Here is an 18,310-nt window from a genome sequence, read left to right as displayed (position 1 = left end):
CCAGCCTCGCTTGCATTTTTCGTAAGGCATTGTCAGAGATTGTCGCGGCGCGCGGAGAATGCATGGAAGAGAACGGGGCAGCGCAGGACGGAACGGCCGGACGACTGGCCGAGGCCCACCGTCAATTGCTGGAAGACGGCACCATCCAGTTTGACCTGCCAGCCTATCAGCAGCCCAGGCCGCCGGAGTGGCTGCAGCCGCTGGTCGACCTGATGAACTGGATCGCGCCTTACGTGATCTACATATTCTGGACTTCCGTGATCGCCGGCGCCGCGGTCATCCTGCTGCTCATCGTCATGGAGCTCCGCGGCGTGGCCTGGCGGTTCCCGTGGCAGCGTGAGGCTGTCGAGGCCGAGCCGCAGGAGACTTGGCGTCCCGACGCGGCGGTAGCGCGCACCTTGCTGTCGGAGGCCGACGCGCTGGCGGAAAGCGGGCGTTATGACGAGGCGGTTCACCTGCTGCTGCGCCGCAGCGTCGAGGACATTTCCGCCCGCCTGCCGGATTTCCTGCGGCCGTCGCTGACGGCGCGCGACATCGCCGCCGCGCCGTCGCTGCCGGCCCGCGCGCGCGGCGCGTTCTCGCAGATCGCGCAAATCGTCGAGGCGGCGCTGTTCGCCCAAAGGCCGGTCGGCGCCGAGGGATGGCAGGAAGCGCGCGGCGCCTATGAACGCTTCGCCTTCAAGGATGCCTGGGCGTGAGCGTGGAAGCCGCCGCCGCGGCAACGCCGTTCAACAAACGCACCGTGTTCTGGGGCGTGCTCGCCAGCCTGCTGGCCGCCGCCGGCTTCATCCTGCTCTCCACCTACGCGCCCGACTTTCGCCTGGGACAGCAGGGAGGCGCGTCCGCCCTGTCGAAGAGCGGCATCGGCTTTGCCGGGCTGGCCGAACTGATGCGGCTGAACGGCGACCCGCCGGAGATGGCCTACAGCCTGGACGAGCTTTACTGCGACTCGCTCGCCGTCGTGACGATATCGCCGCAGAGCAGTGCCGAGGCTCTCGACGAGATCGTCAAGACGCTGTCGGGGTGCGAGACGCTGTTCGTCCTGCCCAAATGGCGGACCGTGCCCTACCCCGGGCACGAGGGCTGGGAGATGCGATACGGGCGCCTTTCCGCCGCCGAGGTCGACTCATGGCTGGCGAGCCTGATGGAGATAAAGATCGGAACCGAGAAGGTGACGGTCGACCGCCTCACCGTGACGGGCAACGCCTTCGCGGCTCCGGCCCCGCATGATCTGCAATGGGCCGCGGCAGACGACGCCCTGATCTCGGCCGGCCCGGGCAAGGGTGTCTTGATCAAGGCAAAGGACCAGCCGTTCTATGTGCTGACCGATCCCGGCCTGCTCGACAACGCGGCGCTGAAGGACCCGGCCAGGGCGGCGGCGGCGATCGGCCTGATCGACATGCTGCGGGCCAGCCACGACCCGGTCATCTTCGACCTCACATTGCATGGCGCCAACCGCAAGCACGACCTGCTTAAGCTGATGCTGGAGCCGCCTTTCCTCGCCTTGACGCTGTCGATCCTCGCGGCTGCCGCGCTGGCGGTCCTGCATGGGCTCGGCCGCTTCGGTCCGCCGCAGCCGGAGACCCGCGCCATTCCGTTCGGCAAGAAGGCGCTGGTCGAGACCACTGCCACGCTGATGCGCCGCGCGGGCCGGCTGGACCGGCTCGGCGGCCGATACGCGGCGCAGATGCGCCAGCGCGCGGCAACTCTGCTCGGCGCGCCGCACGGCCTGCAGGGCGACGCGCTCGACCGCTGGCTCGCGGCACGCGACAAGGACGGCGCCGACGGCTATGCACAACGGCTGGCCGCGGCGCGCGACGCCGCCAGCGAGGCGGATCTCGCCACGGCGGCGAGACGGCTCCATCAATGGATAGCGGGGAAGCTCAGTGACCGTCGATGATGTAAAAACTTCCGCCGCCGCCATCAAGGCGGAGGTGGCCAAGGCGATCACCGGCCAGGCCGACACGATCGACCTGATGCTGACCGCGCTGTTCGCCGGCGGCCACATCTTGCTCGAAGGCCCGCCCGGCACCGCCAAGACGATGATCGCCCGCTGCTTCGCCCAGGCGCTCGGCATCACCTACGGCCGCATCCAGTTCACGCCGGACCTGATGCCGGGCGACATCGTCGGTTCCAACATCTACAATTTCCAGACCGGGCAATTCACGCTGACGCGCGGCCCGATCTTCTGCGACCTGCTGCTCGCCGACGAGATCAACCGCACGCCGCCGAAGACGCAGGCAGCACTTCTGGAAGCCATGCAGGAGAACGCCGTCACCTTCGACGGCACCACCCATTCGCTGGGCAGCAACTTCATGGTCGTCGCCACCCAGAACCCGATCGAGCACCAGGGCGTCTATCCGCTGCCCGAGGCGCAGCTCGACCGCTTCCTGTTCAAGCATCGCGTCGCCTATCCCAGCATGGACGAGGAGCGCGCCATCATCGCCCATCACGGCGGCGGCGGCTCGCACAAGGTTGAGAGTTTCGACATCACGCCGCAGCTCGACGGCGCGGCGCTGCAGGCGGCGATCGCCACGGTCGGTTCGGTCACGCTGGTCGACGAGGTGATCGGCTACATCGCAAAACTGGTGCGCGCCACGCGCGACAGTGCCGAGCTGGAAGTCGGCGCCAGCCCGCGCGCCGGCGTGATGCTGGCGCGCGCCGCCCGCGCCCGCGCCGCGCTCGACGGCCGCAACTACGTCATTCCCGACGACGTCAAGACGCTGGCCGTGCCGGCGCTGAGGCACCGTGTCGTGCTGTCGCCCGCCGCCCAGATCGACGGGCGCGAGGTCGAGCAGATTGTCGGCGACCTGGTCGATGTCACGGAGGCGCCGCGTTGATCTACCCGAGTGGCCGGTCTGTGTGGGCGGCCGCCCTCGGCGCGGTGCCGGCCTTTCTCGTAGCGCTGGCGCTGCCGTCCGTCTGGTATCTCGGCCTTTTGTGGATCTGCCTGCTGCTCGGCTTCCTGCTGGTGGACGCGACCGCCGGACCCGGCCGCGCCGCGCTGACGGCCAGCCTGCAATCGACGCCGCAGGTGGGCATCGGCGGCCGTTTCCCGGTCTTCATCGGCGCCCGCTTCGCCGGCGGCGCGCCCGCGAAGATCGAGGCCCGGCTGGCCCACGACACGAGGCTGGAACCCATCGGCGGGGCCGGTGGCACGCTGAAGCCGGTGGACGGGGGCGGCGCGCTGGAACTGCATTTCCATGCGACGCGGCGCGGCATTGCGAGCCTCGACCGCCTGTGGCTGCGCTGGCCGGGACCGTTCGGGCTGGTGTGGAAACAGGTCGTGCTGCCTTTCGACAACAAGGTGGCGGTGCTGCCCAACATCGCCAGCGTGCGCGACGACGCGATCCGGCTGTTGCAGCGCGAGGCGCTCTCCGACGGGCAGGAACAGCGCCGCGCCGGCCAGGGCCGCGAGTTCGAATCGCTGAAGGACTACCAGCCCGGCATGGGCCGGCGCATGATCGACTGGAAGCGCAGTGCCCGCCACGGCAAGCTGGTCGCCCGCGAGTTCCGCGTCGAGCAGAACAACAACATCGTGCTCGCCATCGACAGCGGCCGCCTGATGTGCGAACCGATCGACGGCGTCGCAAAACTCGACCGCGCGGTGACGGCGGCGCTGCTCACCGCCTTCGTCGCGCTGAAGGGCGGCGACATGGTCGGCCTGTTCAGCTTCGACGCGCGGCCCCGCATCTTCGGCAAGGCGGTTCGCGGCTCCGCCGGCTTCTCGCTCGTGCAGAAGCGCGCCGCCGAGATCGACTATTCCAACGAGGAAACCAATTTCACGCTGGCTTTGACCACGCTTTCGGCGCAGCTCGACCGGCGTTCGCTCGTCGTCATCTTCACCGATTTCGTCGACCCGATCAGCGCCGAGCTGATGCTCCGAACGGTAGGCCGCCTCACCGAGCGGCACCTTGTGCTGTTCATGCTGATGAAGGACGAGGAACTGGAGACGCTCTCCGACACGCAGCCGGAAAAGGCCGAGGACGTGGCGCGCTCGGTCATCGCTGGCGGACTTTTGCGCGAACGCGAGGTGGTCATCGCCAAGCTGCGACGCCTTGGCGCCCATGTCGTCGAGGCGGATTACCGGCGGCTCGGCCCGGCACTGGTCCAGCACTATCTCGATTTGAAGCGGGAGGACCTGCTGTGAGTGCCCCGGTCTCCGCCGACGGCGTGCGCCAGTCGCTGGCAAGCTTCCGCTCCGACCGCGAGGCGGACTGGAAGGCGTTCGACGATCTGCTGACACGCGCCGAGAAACGCTCGCCGAAATCGCTGACCGACGAGGAGCTGCTGTCGCTGCCCATACTCTACCGCTCGACGCTGTCGTCGCTCTCGGTGGCGCGCGCCACTTCGCTCGACAACGCGCTGATCGGCTATCTGGAATCGCTTAGCCTGCGCGGCTATTTCTACCTCTACGGCGCGCGGCGCGGACTGATCGAGCGGATCGCCGCCTTCTTCATCCACGACTGGCCGGGCGCGGTGCGCGACCTCTGGCGCGAGACGCTGGTCTCGGTCGGCCTGATGCTGGTCGGCGCGATTGCGGCGTTCCGGCTGGTCGCCTCCGACAAGACCTGGTTCGACGCCATCATCCCGACCGACCTCGCCGGAGGACGCGGCCCCGACGCCACGGCGGAGTGGTTGCGCGCCGGCCTCTATGATGGTGCGGACGGTTATCTCTCGACCTTCGCAGCCTATCTCTTCACCCACAACGTACAGGTCTCGATCCTCGCCTTCGCGCTGGGGTTCGCGCTCGCCGTGCCCACCGTGCTCCTCATCCTGATGAACGGCTGCATCCTCGGCGCGATGTTCCAGGTCTACTGGTCGAAAGGCCTCGGTTTCGAACTCGGCGGCTGGCTGTTCATCCATGGCAGCACCGAGTTGTTTGCCATAGCGCTCGCAGGGGCTGCCGGCATGCGCATCGGCACGCGTATCGCCTTTCCCGGCGAGCTCACCCGCATGAAGGCGGCCGCCAAAGCGGGCCGCGTCGCCGCCAGCGCCATGGTCGGCGTCGCCATCATGCTTCTGGCCGCTGGCCTGCTCGAAGGGTTCGGCCGCCAAACCATCACCAGCGATTTCGCCCGCTATGCGATCGGCGGTGGTTTCCTGGCGCTGTGGCTCGTCTATTTCTACGGCATCCGGGCGGAGCACGATGGCGAGGCTTAGGCGCAGGGAAGCTGTATCGCGCGTCCGCCCGCTGGTCACCCCGGAAGGCGTCGACCTGAAGGTGACGCTGGCCGACGCCGGCACCCGCGCCAGCGCCTTCCTGCTCGACGCCGTGATCATCTTCACCACCGGCATCATCATCACCATCGTCGCCTTCATGGGCCTCGGCGGCCTCAGCGCCGACAGGACGGAGCCGGTCGTGGTCGTCTGGATCGTGCTCATCTTCTTCCTGCGCAACGCCTATTTCCTCGCCTTCGAGGCAAGCCGCGGCGCACGCACGCTTGGCAAGCGCATCATGGGCATCCGCGTCGCCTCCCGCGACGGGTCGGGCCTCGCCATCGACCAGGTGATCGCCCGCAACCTGATGCGCGAGATCGAGGTGTTCCTACCGCTGTCGATGCTGCTGGCGCAGGCGGGCAGCGGACTTGCCGACACGCTGACGACGGTGTTCGGGCTGGGCTGGGCGCTGTGCTTCGCGCTGTTCCCGCTGTTCAACCGCGACCGCCTGCGCATCGGCGACCTGCTGGCCGGAACCTGGGTGGTCGAGGCGCCGAAACGCGCTTTGGTAGACGACCTGACGAAACACACGGATTTCGCCACCGGCACCTACCGCTTCACCCCCGCGCAACTGGACGCCTACGGCATCGCCGAACTGCACAAGCTGGAAGAGATCCTGCGCGGCGACAATGACTCCGCGCTCGATACGGTCGCCAGAGCGATCGGCGACAAGATCGGCATGCCGTATCGTGGCTACCGCGCCCGGCCCTTCCTCACCGCCTACTATACCGAACTGCGGGCGCACTTGGAGCGTAAGTTGCTTCTGGGCAAACGCCGCGCCAGCAAGCATGATGCCTGATACCAACACCCCTGCCGCCAAGCGCACCAGGCGGATGGCGTTCGAATCCTAACAAGTCAGAGTCTGGATGCAGTCCGTTGGTCACGACGTATCGACGCGCTCCGCCCCGCCGCAAGCCATTGCGCGCCGCGCCCTCATTGCGTGATCCTGCCACGCCGTCGCCGGCGCGCGGTGTGCAAGACGCCCGCTCGGCCCGCCGCGAAACGGCGACCGCCCGACAAGAGCCTGCAAACCGCCGAAGACGAAGGCCAGCGCGCGGAAGCAGCGGGCGAGCCGCAAAGCCTCGGCACAGCCATCGGCATCAACCCCGAAGACGGCAGCCGGGGGCAAGGCAAGCGCGCCGCCGGCCTGCTCGATGGCAAACGCCCGCGCAACGGCCTCGGCCGGCCGCAGCAGCGACAGCACCAGAACGCGAATCCAGAGCGGCAGGACGCAAAGGAACTCGGCCAGAACGGCGAGCCTGAGCAGCACCGCTGCGATGCCCTTCAGCGTCTCCTGCTCATTTTCGCGTTCCACACGGTCCATTCCAGCCTCCGTTCGGAAGCTACGATAGCAAAGAGACGGAAAAGATCAAGGAAATTTTTCCTATTCTTCATCCGGCGTCGCGTCATATCGGCGTTGCAGACCTACAATGCCCGCCACCTGCGGAGGGCAGATTTAAATGCATTGCTGGACGCAGTCCGCGCCTACCGTCTATGGCGTCAGCACCAGCGACCCGGTCGTCGTGCGCGCCTCCAGATCGCGATGCGCATCGGCGGCGCGCGCCAGATCGTAACGGGTCGGCGAAGCGAGGGTGACGAGGCCGGAGCGCAGGGCGGAAAAAAAGCGCGTCACATGCGGGGCGAGCCGTTCCGGCGTGTCGGTGTAGTGCCCATAATTGGGCCGCGACACGGTGACCGATTTGGAGGCGAAACGGCCGATGTCCCAGTCGCCGACCGGGCCTGACGCCTGACCGAAACTGACCAGATGGCCACGCACAGCAAGTGCTGCCAGCGAGCCGGCAAACGTGTCTTTGCCGACCGCGTCGTAGACGACATCGGCACCTCGCCCACCAGTGATCCGCATCACCGCTTCCGAAAAATCCTCGCGTGAATAGACGATGACATGGTGCGCCCCCAGTTGCTCGGCGATCCGCGCCTTGGTGTCGCCGGAGACGGTGGCAACCACCGTCGCGCCCAGATGTCTTGCCCATTGCACCAGCAACTGGCCGATACCGCCCGCCGCCGCATGCACCAAGACGACGTGGCCGGGCCGCACGGAGAACACATCGTGCAACAGGAAGCTGGCGGTGACGCCCTTGAGCAGACCTGCCGCCGCCAGATCGTCGGAAATGTCGTCCGATAGCTTGACCAGCATCTCCGCCGGCCGGTTGGTTCGCTCCGAATAGGCGCCGAGCGGCGGGCCGGCATAGGCGACGCGGTCACCAACGGCGAGATCATCGACCTCAGAACCCAGCGCCTCGATGACGCCCGCCGCTTCCATGCCAAGCACGCCCGGCGGCTGCAAAAGGTCGAAAAAGCCGGTGCGGCAATAGACGTCGATGAAATTGACGCCGATCGCCGTGTGGCGGACCCGTACCTCTCCTGGTCCTGGGGGCGGCAGCGCGATGTCCCGTAGTTGCAGCACCTCCGGCCCGCCATGGCGCTCGACGACGATGGCGCGGGTGTGGTCGTGGGTTGCTTGCCCGACCGCCTCCGTTCGATACGCCGGCGAGACAGGGAGCGCTGGCGACGGGCTCCTTGCATCATCGCCGCTCGGTCGCCCCTCATCCCCCTGCCGGGACCTTCTCCCCGCAAGCGGGGAGAAGGAGTCTTGCCGCGACGTTGACGCCTCCCTCTCCCCGTTCTTCACGGGGAGAGGGTAAGGGTGAGGGGCAGCGGATGCGGTCGCAGATTTCGGCTGCCCCTCAAACCGCCTCCTTATCGACTCGAACCCCGCCCGATAGATCCCATCGGTCACCAGCCGCACCAGTTCGTCGCGCCGTTCCGCCGGCGGATGGAACTCCGAAGACCACTCCCAGAACGTGCGGTCGCCGTCCGTCACCGGCTTCAGTGCGATGGTTGCGACATAGCCCATCAGCGGCAGCGGCGCTTCAAGCAGGCAATAGGTGAGCCGCCGGTCACGGTCCGACAGTGACAGAAGCTGCTCGCGCAACGCGCCGCCGTCCTTCAACCGGAACCACCGCACCGCGCCGACCGCATCGACCGGCTCGCTGCCTTCAATCGTTGAGGAAGCGATGGCCGGATGCCAGCTTTCATGGCCGTTGAAATCGCGCAGCACCCGCCAAACGGCATCGACCGGCGCGTCGATGATGGTGCTCTGCCTGACCTTGACCATGCGGCGCTAGCGGAAGCGCTGCTTCAAGGCAGTGAAGGCGGCCTGAAACACCCCCTGCCCAATCTGCTGGATCAGCGCCGCCTCGCGTTCCGGCGGGCAGTCGAACTCCGCCTGCCACGATGCGAAGGTGGCGTTGCCGTCGGTCACCGGCGTCAGCGCGAGCGTCGCGACATAGTCCGACACACCCATCGGGCTTTCGAGGATCGAATAGGTGCAGGAAAGGTCGTAATCCGACAGCGCCAGCAGCCTTTCGCGGATGCGCCCGCCGTCCTTCAGCGTGAAATTGCGGATACAGCCGATCTGGTCGGCCTTCGCACCCTGCTCGATACGGCTTTCGGCGACGAACGGCGTCCAGGACGGCAGGCCGTTAAAATCGCGCACGATGCGCCAGACCTCTGCGGCGGGCGCGGCAATGACGGTGGAGATGTAGACTTTGGGCATCAGGGGCGCCGCCCTCCACCTTCCCTCTTGAGGGGAGGGTCGCGGAGCAATGCGCTCGGAACGAGCGCGATTGTGACGCGGGGTGGGGTCGGTGATGACGTGCTCCTGCGTAAAGCAACGTTGGAGTTTGGCCGCGGCAACCCCACCCGGCCGCTTCGCGGCCACCCTCCCCTCAAGGGGGAGGGAAAGCGCAGCTCAATGATCCCGGTCGTCATCGTCGTCCTTCGCCGTCTTAGGCTTGCCGTTGCCCTTCTTGTCGCGCGTCAGGCTGGCGATGTCCTTGGCGTCGCGCAGCACATCGGTCATGCGGCCGAGCGAACCGCCCTCGATGCCGATCTCCTTCATCAGATTGTCGATCATCGGCGCCTGCACGCGGTAGCGCAGCGCGGAATCGATCACCTCGTCGGTGACGTTGCGGCCCGATCCGCCGGCAGCACCGCCGGTCATGCCGTCGACATGCAAAATCTTGATGCCCTCGATCTTTTCCATCGGCTTGACGCTCTCGCGGATGATGCCTTCGAGTTTGTCGATGATCTTTCCGCGCGTGCGGCTGGCGCGGGCCGGCTCGGACAGCATGTTTTCGGCTTCGTTGAGCTGGCGGTGGCCGGCCGCGTCGACTTCGTAGCGCTGCGCCGCCGCAAGCGCCGCGATCTTCTCCGCCTCGGCATTGGCTTCCGCGGTGATCTTCTGCGCCTCGGCAAGACTCTTCGCCGCCCGCATCTCGGCGTCGGCCGACGCGGTGATGCGCAGCGCTTCGCGTTCCGCCTCGCGGCTTGCGCCGATCAGGTCGGTCAGCTTGCGGCGCTCGGCGATCTCGCGCTCGCGCGCCGTCAGCGCCTGTTCCTCCGCCTGGATCGCCTTGGCGCGCACGGCCTCGGAAGCCGCGATTGCCGACGAACGTTCCTGCGTCTTCTTGGCGATGTCGATCGCCTTCTGGATCTCGGCGATCTCGACATTCTGGTCGCGGGCGATGGCAAGCTGTCGCAACTCGCGCTGGCTGATCAGCTTGGCTTCCTCGATACCGCGCTCGGTGGTGATACGGGCGCGCTCGACCTCCTCGGCAGAGGCGATTTCGGCCTCCTCGAAAGCCTGCCGCTTGGCGATCTGCAGCGCTTCCAGATGCCGCTCGCGGGCGATCCGCACCTCGTCCAGCGCCCGGTCCTGCGCAATCCGCTCGACCTCGGTCGCCTGATTGGCGACGATTTCGGCCCGCCGCTTTCCGGCCTCGGCCTGCGTCACTTCCGTCGCCTTGGCGGCCAGCGCGATCTGCCGCTCCAGTTCGACCAACTCCAGCGCCTTCTTCCGCTCGATCTCAAGCCGGCTCTGCGCCTGCTCGCGCTCGATCCGCGCTGTCTCCAGCGACAGCTCCAGCGCGATCTGCTCGCGTTCGGTCAACTCGCGGGTCTTCAGCTCCGCCTCGTCGAGCGAGCGCCGCCGCGCGATCTCGCGCCGCTGCGTGTCCTCCTCCGAGCGGATGCGCTCCTCGGTGATCGAACGCTCCTGCGCCAGCCGCGACTTCTCCACCGCCTCGCGCGCCGTCAATTGCGCCTGCTCGGCCTCCTGGTCGCGCATCGCCCGCTCGCGGGTCAGTTCCGAGCGCTGCGCGGCGCGGCGTATCTCCACCTCGCGCTCCTGTTCGAGGCGCGCATATTCGCTCTCGCGGTCGATCTCCAGCACCTTGCGCTGGGTGTCTAGGTTCTGGTTGCGGATGTCGACCAGCGTGCGCTGCTCGATCTCGTTGCGCATTCGCCGCCTGGTCTCGATGGATTCGGTGAGTTGCGTCAGGCCCTCGGCGTCGAAGGCGTTGGACGGGTCGAAGAATTCCAGGCTGGTCTGGTCGAGGTCGACGATCGCCACGCTTTCCAGCTCGAGCCCGTTGGCGGCAAGCGATTCGCCGGCCAGGCTGCGGACTTTCTGCGCATAGTCGCCACGCTGCTCGTGCATCTCCTCGAGCGTCATCTGCGCCGCGACGGTGCGCATCGCGCCGGCGAATTTTCCCTCGAGCAGCTCGCGCAACCCCTCAGGTTGAAGTGTACGCCGGCCCAGCGTCTGCGCGGCCGCCGCGACCAGTTCCCGCGAAGCCCCGACCCGCACGAAGAACTCGGCGATCAGGTCGACGCGCATCCGATTCCTTGTGATCAGTGCGCTTCCATCCTCGCGCCGCACCTCGATGCGCAGCACGTTCATATTGACCGGCGTGATCTCGTGCAGGACGGGGATGACGAAGGCGCCGCCATTCACCACCACCTTCTCGCCGAGGAAACCGGTGCGCACGAACGCCGTTTCCTTGGTCGAGCGCCGGTAGAGCCACCGCAAAATGTAGACGGCGATCACCACGACGATCGCGGCGATGATCAGCCACAAGAGAAAAGTGCCGAACGTCTGCGCGGCCATCAGTATGTCCTCCAGGTTCTGGTGCGGTCAGCCTCGTGGCGACCAGCGGGCATTTCAGTTGTATTGAAAATGGGTGTCTTAAGTGAAGCGCTGCCGCGGGCGTCGCACTCCGTCCAACACCCCTCATCCGCCTTCGCTTCGCTCAGGCACCTTCTCCCACAAGGGGAGAAGGAGGAGTTTCGCGCCTTCCTCTCCACCAATCGCCAATGTTGGAGATTTGCTGAGACGAAACGGCCGAACTCCCCCTTCTCCCCTTGTGGGAGAAGGTGTCGAGGCGAAGCCGAGACGGATGAGGGGTGTTGGACGGAGTGCAACGACGAAGGCCGGATCGCCAATAGCCATTGATGGAGAGAGGCGCGAGGAGAAATATCCATCACGCCGTCCTCTGCATTTTCGGCATGATTCCCTCGAACGCCGCCACCGCAGCGTCCACAAAGGCCGGATCGTTGATGTTCGCCTTCACCCTTATCACCTGCCGCATTGGCGACACCCGCACCGTCCGTTCGATCGCCTCGAACAGCGCCGCATCCGCCTCCGGATCGTGGAACGGTTGCCCCGGAGCATCCAGCATCGACACCCCGCCTTCCGGCAGCAGGAACCGCACCGGCCCGTTCATCTGGTTCAGCCGCTCGCCGATCCACTCGCCGAACGCCCGGTTCTCATCCCGCGTCGTGCGCATCAGCGTCACGTTGGGATTGTGGATCACGAATTTCCGACTGCGAAATTTTTCCGGCACCGTGTCACGCGGCCCGAAATTCACCATGTCGAGCGCGCCGACCGAGCCGACATAGGGCAGGCCGGTACGAATCGCCGCGCCCAGCCGGTCCTCGGTCGCCGGGAACACGCCGCCGACGATCATGTCGGCCACTTCCGTCGTGGTCAGGTCGATAAACCCGGACAACAGCCGAGAATCCGCAAGGTTTTCCATCGCCCGCCCGCCGATGCCGGTGGCGTGGAAGACGAGGCAGTCGTAGTCGGCCTCCAGCCGCTTCGTTACCGCCTGCACCGCCGGCGTGGTCACGCCGAACATGGTAATACCCACCGCCGGCCGCGCCAGTTTGCGCTTCGCTTCCCACTGCTCGGCAGTGGGCAATTGCGCCACCATGCCGGCCATGGCGTGCGCGGCGTTGGACAGAACCGCCTCAGTGATCGAGTTCAGCCCCTGCACATCGGCGACGGAGTGGAACATCATGATGTCGGCGCCGCCGACATATTTGCCGACATCGCCCGCCGCCACGGTCGACACCATGATCTTCGGCACGCCCACCGGCAGCACGCGCATGCCGGCAGTCGCCAGCGTCGTGCCGCCCGAGCCGCCGGCCGAAATGATGCCGCCGATCTTCGGCTCCTGCGCGATCCAGCGAGCAAAGGCCTCGGCCATCGCCGCGACCGAGCCGCCGCGGTCGCCCGACATCACGGCGGACGGCCCGCCGCGGTGCATCGCCGCCACTTGGCCCGCCGGCACGTCGGCGCTCGCGGGTTTTCCCATGGTCGACAGGTCGACGGTCTTTACCGGTATCTTCAGCGCCTTCAGCCGGTCGGCTATGAAGCGCAGCTCGCGCCCCTTGGTGTCGAATGTGCCGGCCACCAGCACGGTCCGCCCGATCCGCTCGGCGAAGGGGATGGCGAAGACTTTTCCAAGATCGTCGGTAGCTTGCGTCTTTTCCACCGCCGCCTGCCGCATCGCCGTAACCGGCACGTTCCAGCGGTTGGGCAGGTTTGTCACCGGCCGGTAGACGCCGTTGGCGCCCTGGGCAGGCGCCGCCGCCTCGTCGCCGGTGCGCTCGATCCTGTAGACTTCCGCCAGTTGCGAAGCGGCCTGCGCGGCGGCGGCCGGAGTCACCGGCTCTTCTTCCGAATGCCGGCCGACACCGAGCAGCCGCTGCTGCAATTCGCGGTCGCCGGCCAGCGCCTTGGCATCCATCACCCGGTTGACCCGGCCGTTGACCATGATCGCCACGCGGTCCGAGATCGCCGTCGCCACGCCGATATTCTGCTCGATGACGAGGATTGCCATCTCGCCTTCCTGGCCGAGTTGCACCAGCATTTTCTCGACCTGGTCGACAATGACCGGGGCGAGGCCCTCGGTCGGCTCGTCCATTACCAAGAGTTTCGGGTCGGACAGCAGCGCGCGCGAAATCGCCAGCATCTGCTGCTCGCCGCCGGAAAGCTGCGAGCCGCCATTGGTCCTGCGCTCCGCGAGACGCGGAAAAGTCTGGTAGACACGCTCGACGGTCCAGCTCGCGTCGCGCCGGTTGCCGGCGGCAAGCCTGAGATGTTCGTCCACCGTGAGACTCGGCCAGACACGCCTGCCCTGCGGCACGTAGCCGACGCCCAGCCGGTGGATTTCGTGCGGCTCCAGCGACGACACCTCGCGGCCGTTCACCCGGATCGAGCCGGAGCGCGCGCGCTTCAGCCCGGTGATCGTGTTGCACAGCGTGGTCTTGCCCATGCCGTTGCGGCCGACCACAGATAGCACGCCGCTTTCAAGTGTCAGCGACACGCCCTGCAAGGCGTGGCTCTCGCCGTAATAGACCTGGAGGTCGTCGACCTTCAGCGCCGCGCGGGCGGCAGAACCGGGACGCTCAGCCATGGTGGCGGCCTCCGAGATAGATCTCCTGGACCTGCGGATCGGCCTCGATCTCGCGCGGCGTGCCTTCCTTGAACAGGCGGCCATTGTGCATCATCGACACATATTCGGAGACGCGCAGCGCCACGTCGAGATCGTGCTCGATGATGATGTAGCCGATATGTTTCGGCAGCGCGTTGAGGATAGCGACGAGGTCGCGCCGCTCGGTCGGCGACAGGCCCGCCGCCGGCTCGTCGAACAGAATGAAACGCGGCGCGCCGGCCAGCGCCAGCGCGATCTCGAGCTGCCGCTGCTGGCCGTGGCTGAGGGTCGCCACCAGGGTGTCGCGATCGCCCTCCAGATGCACGGCGTTGAGGATGGATTCGGCCTGCGCCATGTTGACGTCGGTGGCGCCCGGCCGGAGCAGCGAGAAGCGCCGGCGCGACACGCCACGGCAGGCGAGGAAGATCGAATCCAGCACCGACAGGCCCTTGAAGAGCTGCGAGATCTGGTAGGTGCGGCGCAGTCCCCGGCGGATGCGTTCATGCGGCGGCAGGTCGGTGATGTCCTCGCCGAAGAATTTTATGCGCCCCGCCGTTGGCAAAAAGTCGCCGGTGATGGCGTTGAACAGTGTCGTCTTGCCGGCGCCGTTGGAGCCGAGCACGGCGCGCCGCTCGCCGGCGGCGATGCGCATCGATATGCCGGTCAGCGCCACCAGTGCCCCGAAATGACGCGCCACGCCGTCGAGCTCCAGCGCATGCGCGCCGGTCCCCTGCAATCGTGCCGCGACGGTGTTTTCGGCCACAGTAGACGTCTCCATGCGCGCGCCTTCCCTTCTCCCCTTGTGGGAGAAGGTGGCCGAGCGAAGCGAGGTCGGATGAGGGGTTTTGGACGGAGCGCTACCTGGACCGGAAATGCGATTGCATCTTTCCTGTATAGGTCTCGTTCCTTCCAGCACCCCTCATCCGTCTTGGCGCCTGCGGCGCCAATCCACCTTCTCCCACAAGGGGAGAAGGTGGGGCGCTACCCTCACGGGCAGCTCGGATTGTCGCGGCTCACCGCGCCCAGCGCCTTGAACTCGGCCTCGTCGATACCGAGCGTCTGGTTCACCTGCGGGATTACCTTGATCAGCTTGTTGAGCAGGTTGCCGTCCGGCCCTTCGACCACTTCCGTCAGATAGATGTCGGCGATGGCGTTGCGGTTCTTGTCCAGCGAAACCTTTCCGGTCGGCGAATCGAAGGACAGCTTCGACAGCGCCGCGCGCAAATTCGCGCCCCCATCCGAAACGTCACCCTTCGCCTCGTTCAAACCGAGGATCGCCGCCTTCATGTTGAGATAGTAGGCATGCGCGAACAGTGACGGCGACGGGAAGGCGTTGGGCTGCTTCTTGTAGGCTTCGACGAAGGCGAGCCAGGCCGGCGTGTCGTTGGTGTCGGCCACCGGGCCGGCCGACGGGGTGCCGATCAGCACGTCGCGGGTCTTGCCTTGCGAGGTCAGAACCGTCTGGTCGACGGTGATCGAGCCGCCGACCAGCGGCGCGGAGCCGCCCGACTGCTGGTACTGCGACAGGAAGTTGACTGCGTCAGCCCCGCCCAGCGCCACATAGATCGCATCGACGTCGTCCGGAAGTGCTGCGATCACCGAGGAAAAATCCTTGTTGCCGATCGGCACCCAGGATTTTGACGGCACCTTGCCGCCAGCCTTGCAGAACTCGGCCATGAAACCGAACACCTGCGTGTAGGGGAAGGAATAGTCCTCGGCCACCACGGCGACGCTCTTGTAGCCCTTGTCGTTGAAGGCGTAGGTGCCAAGGCCGGCCATCCACTGCGCGCCATCCGTGCCGAAGCGGAAGAAGTTCTCCGCCGGGTCGCGGAAGGTGGTGTCCTGCGCCGCCGAGGCGCCGTTCAGGAAGGTCACGTCCGGCTTGGTCTTGGCATAGTCCTTGACCGCGATGCCCTCGTCGCCGGAGAGCGGCCCGACCAGCACCTTCACGCCGTCCTGCTCGACCAGTTTTCGCGCCGCACGCACCGCGCTGTCGGGCGAAGCGTCGGACGAACCCTTGACGATCTCGATCTTCTTGCCGCCGGCGGTGCCGCCAAGCTCCTCGATCGCCGTCAGGGCGCCGCGCTCGCCGTCCTCGCCGAGCACCGTGAACGGCCCCTCGAAAGTGGCCAGCAGGCCGATCTTGATCGTGTCGTCCTGGGCCAGCGCCAGCGACGGGGCTGTCAGCCCCGTGGCCAGCGCAAGGGCGAGAAGGCTGCGTCTGTGAAGTCTCATCATTTTCCTCCCATGTTGAACCCGAAAACCCCTGTCCGGCACCTACGGCCCCGGGCGCAGGGAATCCTGAGCAAGGTGCGGCTTCAGTCGTTCCCACAGCCCAAGAATGCCGTCCGGCGATACGAAGACGATCACCAGGAAAACCAGTCCGATCAGCGTGTTGAAGCGCTCGGCGCCGACGATGTCGATGGCGAAGGTCTGCATCAGCACCACCACCAGCGCACCCAGAAATGGCCCGATCGGATGCTTCAATCCGCCGATCACCGCGATGATCAGCACGTTGATGGCCGCAGCCACATTGATGGTTCCCGACGAGACGCGGCCGTTGAACCAGATCAGCAGCACGCCCGCGAGACCGGCGATCAGCCCCGCCACGAACCAGGCGAACACCTTGTGCGCCGTGACGTGGTAGCCGATGGCGCGCATGCGCCGGGGGTTGTCACGGATCGCCTGCAGCGTCAGCCCGAAGGTCGAGCGCGAGCAGTAGAGGACAGCGGCATAGGCCAGCGCGGCGCAGCCGAGGCAGAGATAGTAGAACGGCACCGGATCGCGCCAGTTGACGCCCCAGAATTCCGGCGCACGCAGCCCGTTGAAGCCCGGAAATCCGTTGAAGATCGCATAGTTCTGCTGCGTGAAGTAGAAGCACGCCGTGGCGATCGCCAGCGTGATCATGATCGTGTAGATGCCCTCGGTGCGCACCGCGATCCAGCCGATCAGCGCCGAGGCTATGGCCGCCAGCAGCGTGGCGAACGGCGCCACGATCCACCACGGCCAGCCGAACCCGTGCACGTGGGAATTGTTCAGCCCGAAGATCGCCACCGCGTAGCCGGCGATGCCGGCAACCGTGATCTGCGCCAGGCTGACCATGCCGCCATAACCGGCCAGCACCATCAGCGACAGGCCGATCATGCCGAAGATCAGCGAATAGCCGCCGATCTGGGTGAGGAAAAAATCGGTAGCGACCGCCGGATAGAAGATCAGCGCGGCGGCCAGCAAGATGTGCCCCGCGCCGACCTTGCCGAGAAAGGCCGGACGCGCGGTGGTTGGGGTCGTGGCGACAAGGCTCATCGCGCCTTCCCCATGATGCCTTGCGGCCGGACCGCCAGCGTGACCACCATGATGACGAAGGTCAGCACCACGCCGTAGGTCGGGAAATAGACGAGGCCGATCTGCTCGGCGAGCCCGATCAGCAGTGCGCCGATGGCGGCTCCGGTGATGGAGCCCATGCCGCCGACGATGACCACGACCAGCGACGCCAGCAGGTAGCGCACGTCCTCGCCGGGCGCTACCGACAGCGCCGAGCCGCCGACGACACCGGCGAAACCTGCCAGCCCCGCGCCGACCGCGAAGACGATGGCGAACACCGCATGCACGTTGACACCAGAGGCCGACAGCATGGCGCGGTCGTCGACGCCGGCGCGGATCATCATGCCGACGCGCGTGCGGTTGAGCATCAGCCACAGGCCGACGCCTATGACGACCGCCGCTGCCAGCACCACCAGCCGGTAGAACGGATAGGTGAGGAACACAGATGCGCCGTTCGAGCGCACGGCGGTGATCACCGGCAGCGTCACCGCGCCGTCCAGCCATTCCGGCGTCGCAAGCTGATAAGTCTGCCCGCCCCAGACAGCCAGCATCAGGTCGGCGGCAACGATTGAAATGCCGATGGTCACCAGCGTCTGCCGAAGATCATCGCCCTCCAGCCTGCGGAACACCAGCACCTGCATCAGCACGCCGACTACCGCTAGCACGACGAAACCGGCAGCCACGCCGAGCAGCCAGTAGCCGGTCCGGGCGCCGACCTCGTAACCGATATAAGCGCCGAGCAGGTACAGCGAGCCATGCGCGAGGTTGACGTTGCGCATCAGACCGAACACCAGCGTGAAACCGCTGGCCACGAGGAAATAGAGACCTGCCAGCGTCAGCCCGTTCAGCACAGCGCTGACGAAGGCCTTTTTCGAGATCAGCACCGCGTTCAGCCAGGCTGGCCAGACGGCGAAGATCATCCACGCCACCACCGCCGCCAACAGCAGCCAGAACAGCCCCCACGCCTGTTTTCGCGTGAAGCCGCCGGATTCGACGGAAGTGCGTGGTTGGTCGAGGAGGCTCATGCGGGGAACCTCGAGAGGTGCCGCTTGCCGGCGATGCACGCCCCCTCCACCACGCTTCGCGTGGTCCCCCTCCCCCGCTTCGCAGGGGAGGATCCGCAGCGGAGCCGCAGGCACGCCCTGGATCCTCCCCCGTTTACGGGGGAGGGGGACCACGCGTAGCGT

At 66.6% G+C, this 18,310-nt stretch carries 15 protein-coding genes; 6 read left to right on the top strand and 9 right to left on the bottom strand.

Annotation, left to right across the window (positions count from 1 at the left end; translation table 11 throughout):
- Nucleotides 1-62 precede the first annotated feature (62 nt).
- Genes ACSBOB_RS08480 through ACSBOB_RS08455 form a run of 6 tightly spaced genes read left to right on the top strand, consistent with a single transcriptional unit; the run spans nt 63 to nt 6,019 of the window.
- Nucleotides 63-698 carry a DUF4129 domain-containing protein gene (locus ACSBOB_RS08480; RefSeq protein ID WP_442581994.1) on the top strand — a complete coding sequence of 212 codons (636 nt, stop codon included), beginning with the start codon at nt 63-65 and terminating at the stop codon, nt 696-698.
- Nucleotides 695-1,900 (top strand): DUF4350 domain-containing protein, encoded by a 1,206-nt coding sequence (locus ACSBOB_RS08475; protein ID WP_442581993.1) that lies wholly within the window; start codon nt 695-697, stop codon nt 1,898-1,900. The genes ACSBOB_RS08480 and ACSBOB_RS08475 overlap by 4 nt, the downstream gene beginning before the upstream one ends.
- On the top strand, nt 1,887-2,840 hold the full coding sequence (locus tag ACSBOB_RS08470; RefSeq protein WP_442581992.1) for an AAA family ATPase: 954 nt from the start codon (nt 1,887-1,889) through the stop codon (nt 2,838-2,840). The genes ACSBOB_RS08475 and ACSBOB_RS08470 overlap by 14 nt, the downstream gene beginning before the upstream one ends.
- On the top strand, nt 2,837-4,150 hold the full coding sequence (locus ACSBOB_RS08465) for a DUF58 domain-containing protein (RefSeq protein ID WP_442581991.1): 1,314 nt from the start codon (nt 2,837-2,839) through the stop codon (nt 4,148-4,150). Before ACSBOB_RS08470 ends, ACSBOB_RS08465 begins: the two co-directional genes overlap by 4 nt.
- On the top strand, nt 4,147-5,163 hold the full coding sequence (locus tag ACSBOB_RS08460) for a stage II sporulation protein M (protein ID WP_442581990.1): 1,017 nt from the start codon (nt 4,147-4,149) through the stop codon (nt 5,161-5,163). Before ACSBOB_RS08465 ends, ACSBOB_RS08460 begins: the two co-directional genes overlap by 4 nt.
- Nucleotides 5,150-6,019 (top strand): RDD family protein, encoded by an 870-nt coding sequence (locus ACSBOB_RS08455; protein ID WP_442581989.1) that lies wholly within the window; start codon nt 5,150-5,152, stop codon nt 6,017-6,019. The genes ACSBOB_RS08460 and ACSBOB_RS08455 overlap by 14 nt, the downstream gene beginning before the upstream one ends.
- Before the next feature lie 81 nt (nt 6,020-6,100).
- Here ACSBOB_RS08455 and ACSBOB_RS08450 read toward each other — a convergent pair whose 3' ends face one another.
- The 9 genes from ACSBOB_RS08450 to ACSBOB_RS08410 form a co-directional block, all read right to left on the bottom strand.
- Nucleotides 6,101-6,544: a hypothetical protein gene (locus ACSBOB_RS08450; RefSeq protein WP_442581988.1), complete on the bottom strand. Its 444-nt coding sequence runs from the start codon at nt 6,542-6,544 to the stop codon at nt 6,101-6,103.
- A 168-nt stretch (nt 6,545-6,712) separates the two neighbouring features.
- Nucleotides 6,713-8,356, bottom strand: coding sequence for a zinc-binding dehydrogenase (locus tag ACSBOB_RS08445; RefSeq protein ID WP_442581987.1), 1,644 nt, complete (start codon nt 8,354-8,356; stop codon nt 6,713-6,715).
- 6 nt (nt 8,357-8,362) lie between these two features.
- On the bottom strand, nt 8,363-8,797 hold the full coding sequence (locus ACSBOB_RS08440) for an SRPBCC family protein (RefSeq protein WP_442581986.1): 435 nt from the start codon (nt 8,795-8,797) through the stop codon (nt 8,363-8,365).
- A 195-nt stretch (nt 8,798-8,992) separates the two neighbouring features.
- Nucleotides 8,993-11,191 (bottom strand): flotillin domain-containing protein, encoded by a 2,199-nt coding sequence (locus ACSBOB_RS08435; RefSeq protein ID WP_442581985.1) that lies wholly within the window; start codon nt 11,189-11,191, stop codon nt 8,993-8,995.
- A 373-nt stretch (nt 11,192-11,564) separates the two neighbouring features.
- Nucleotides 11,565-13,784, bottom strand: a complete 2,220-nt coding sequence (locus tag ACSBOB_RS08430) for an ABC transporter permease (RefSeq protein ID WP_442581984.1) — start codon at nt 13,782-13,784, stop codon at nt 11,565-11,567.
- A complete protein-coding gene (locus ACSBOB_RS08425) occupies nt 13,777-14,580 on the bottom strand; it encodes an ABC transporter ATP-binding protein (protein ID WP_442581983.1) in 804 nt (267 codons plus the stop codon). Before ACSBOB_RS08425 ends, ACSBOB_RS08430 begins: the two co-directional genes overlap by 8 nt.
- Before the next feature lie 209 nt (nt 14,581-14,789).
- Nucleotides 14,790-16,037, bottom strand: coding sequence for an ABC transporter substrate-binding protein (locus ACSBOB_RS08420; protein ID WP_442581982.1), 1,248 nt, complete (start codon nt 16,035-16,037; stop codon nt 14,790-14,792).
- Between the two features lie 42 nt (nt 16,038-16,079).
- Nucleotides 16,080-17,105, bottom strand: coding sequence for a branched-chain amino acid ABC transporter permease (locus ACSBOB_RS08415; RefSeq protein ID WP_442581981.1), 1,026 nt, complete (start codon nt 17,103-17,105; stop codon nt 16,080-16,082).
- A complete protein-coding gene (locus tag ACSBOB_RS08410; protein WP_442581980.1) occupies nt 17,102-18,148 on the bottom strand; it encodes a branched-chain amino acid ABC transporter permease in 1,047 nt (348 codons plus the stop codon). Before ACSBOB_RS08410 ends, ACSBOB_RS08415 begins: the two co-directional genes overlap by 4 nt.
- Nucleotides 18,149-18,310 lie beyond the last annotated feature (162 nt).

The sequence above is a fragment of the Mesorhizobium sp. KACC 23794 genome, assembly GCF_052180275.1.
Classification (GTDB): domain Bacteria; phylum Pseudomonadota; class Alphaproteobacteria; order Rhizobiales; family Rhizobiaceae; genus Kumtagia.
Note: the sequence above shows the minus strand (reverse complement) of the source record. Positions and strands in the feature narration are given on the sequence as shown.

Bases quoted from the DNA above. Each gene is read 5' to 3' on its own strand.
- ACSBOB_RS08480 (WP_442581994.1), top strand. From the start codon at position 63: ATGGAAGAGAACGGGGCAGCGCAGGACGGAACGGCCGGACGACTGGCC.
- ACSBOB_RS08455 (WP_442581989.1), top strand. From the start codon at position 5,150: ATGGCGAGGCTTAGGCGCAGGGAAGCTGTATCGCGCGTCCGCCCGCTG.
- ACSBOB_RS08450 (WP_442581988.1), bottom strand. From the start codon at position 6,544: ATGGACCGTGTGGAACGCGAAAATGAGCAGGAGACGCTGAAGGGCATC.
- ACSBOB_RS08445 (WP_442581987.1), bottom strand. From the start codon at position 8,356: ATGGTCAAGGTCAGGCAGAGCACCATCATCGACGCGCCGGTCGATGCC.
- ACSBOB_RS08440 (WP_442581986.1), bottom strand. From the start codon at position 8,797: ATGCCCAAAGTCTACATCTCCACCGTCATTGCCGCGCCCGCCGCAGAG.
- ACSBOB_RS08435 (WP_442581985.1), bottom strand. From the start codon at position 11,191: ATGGCCGCGCAGACGTTCGGCACTTTTCTCTTGTGGCTGATCATCGCC.
- ACSBOB_RS08430 (WP_442581984.1), bottom strand. From the start codon at position 13,784: ATGGCTGAGCGTCCCGGTTCTGCCGCCCGCGCGGCGCTGAAGGTCGAC.
- ACSBOB_RS08425 (WP_442581983.1), bottom strand. From the start codon at position 14,580: ATGGAGACGTCTACTGTGGCCGAAAACACCGTCGCGGCACGATTGCAG.
- ACSBOB_RS08420 (WP_442581982.1), bottom strand. From the start codon at position 16,037: ATGAGACTTCACAGACGCAGCCTTCTCGCCCTTGCGCTGGCCACGGGG.
- ACSBOB_RS08415 (WP_442581981.1), bottom strand. From the start codon at position 17,105: ATGAGCCTTGTCGCCACGACCCCAACCACCGCGCGTCCGGCCTTTCTC.
- ACSBOB_RS08410 (WP_442581980.1), bottom strand. From the start codon at position 18,148: ATGAGCCTCCTCGACCAACCACGCACTTCCGTCGAATCCGGCGGCTTC.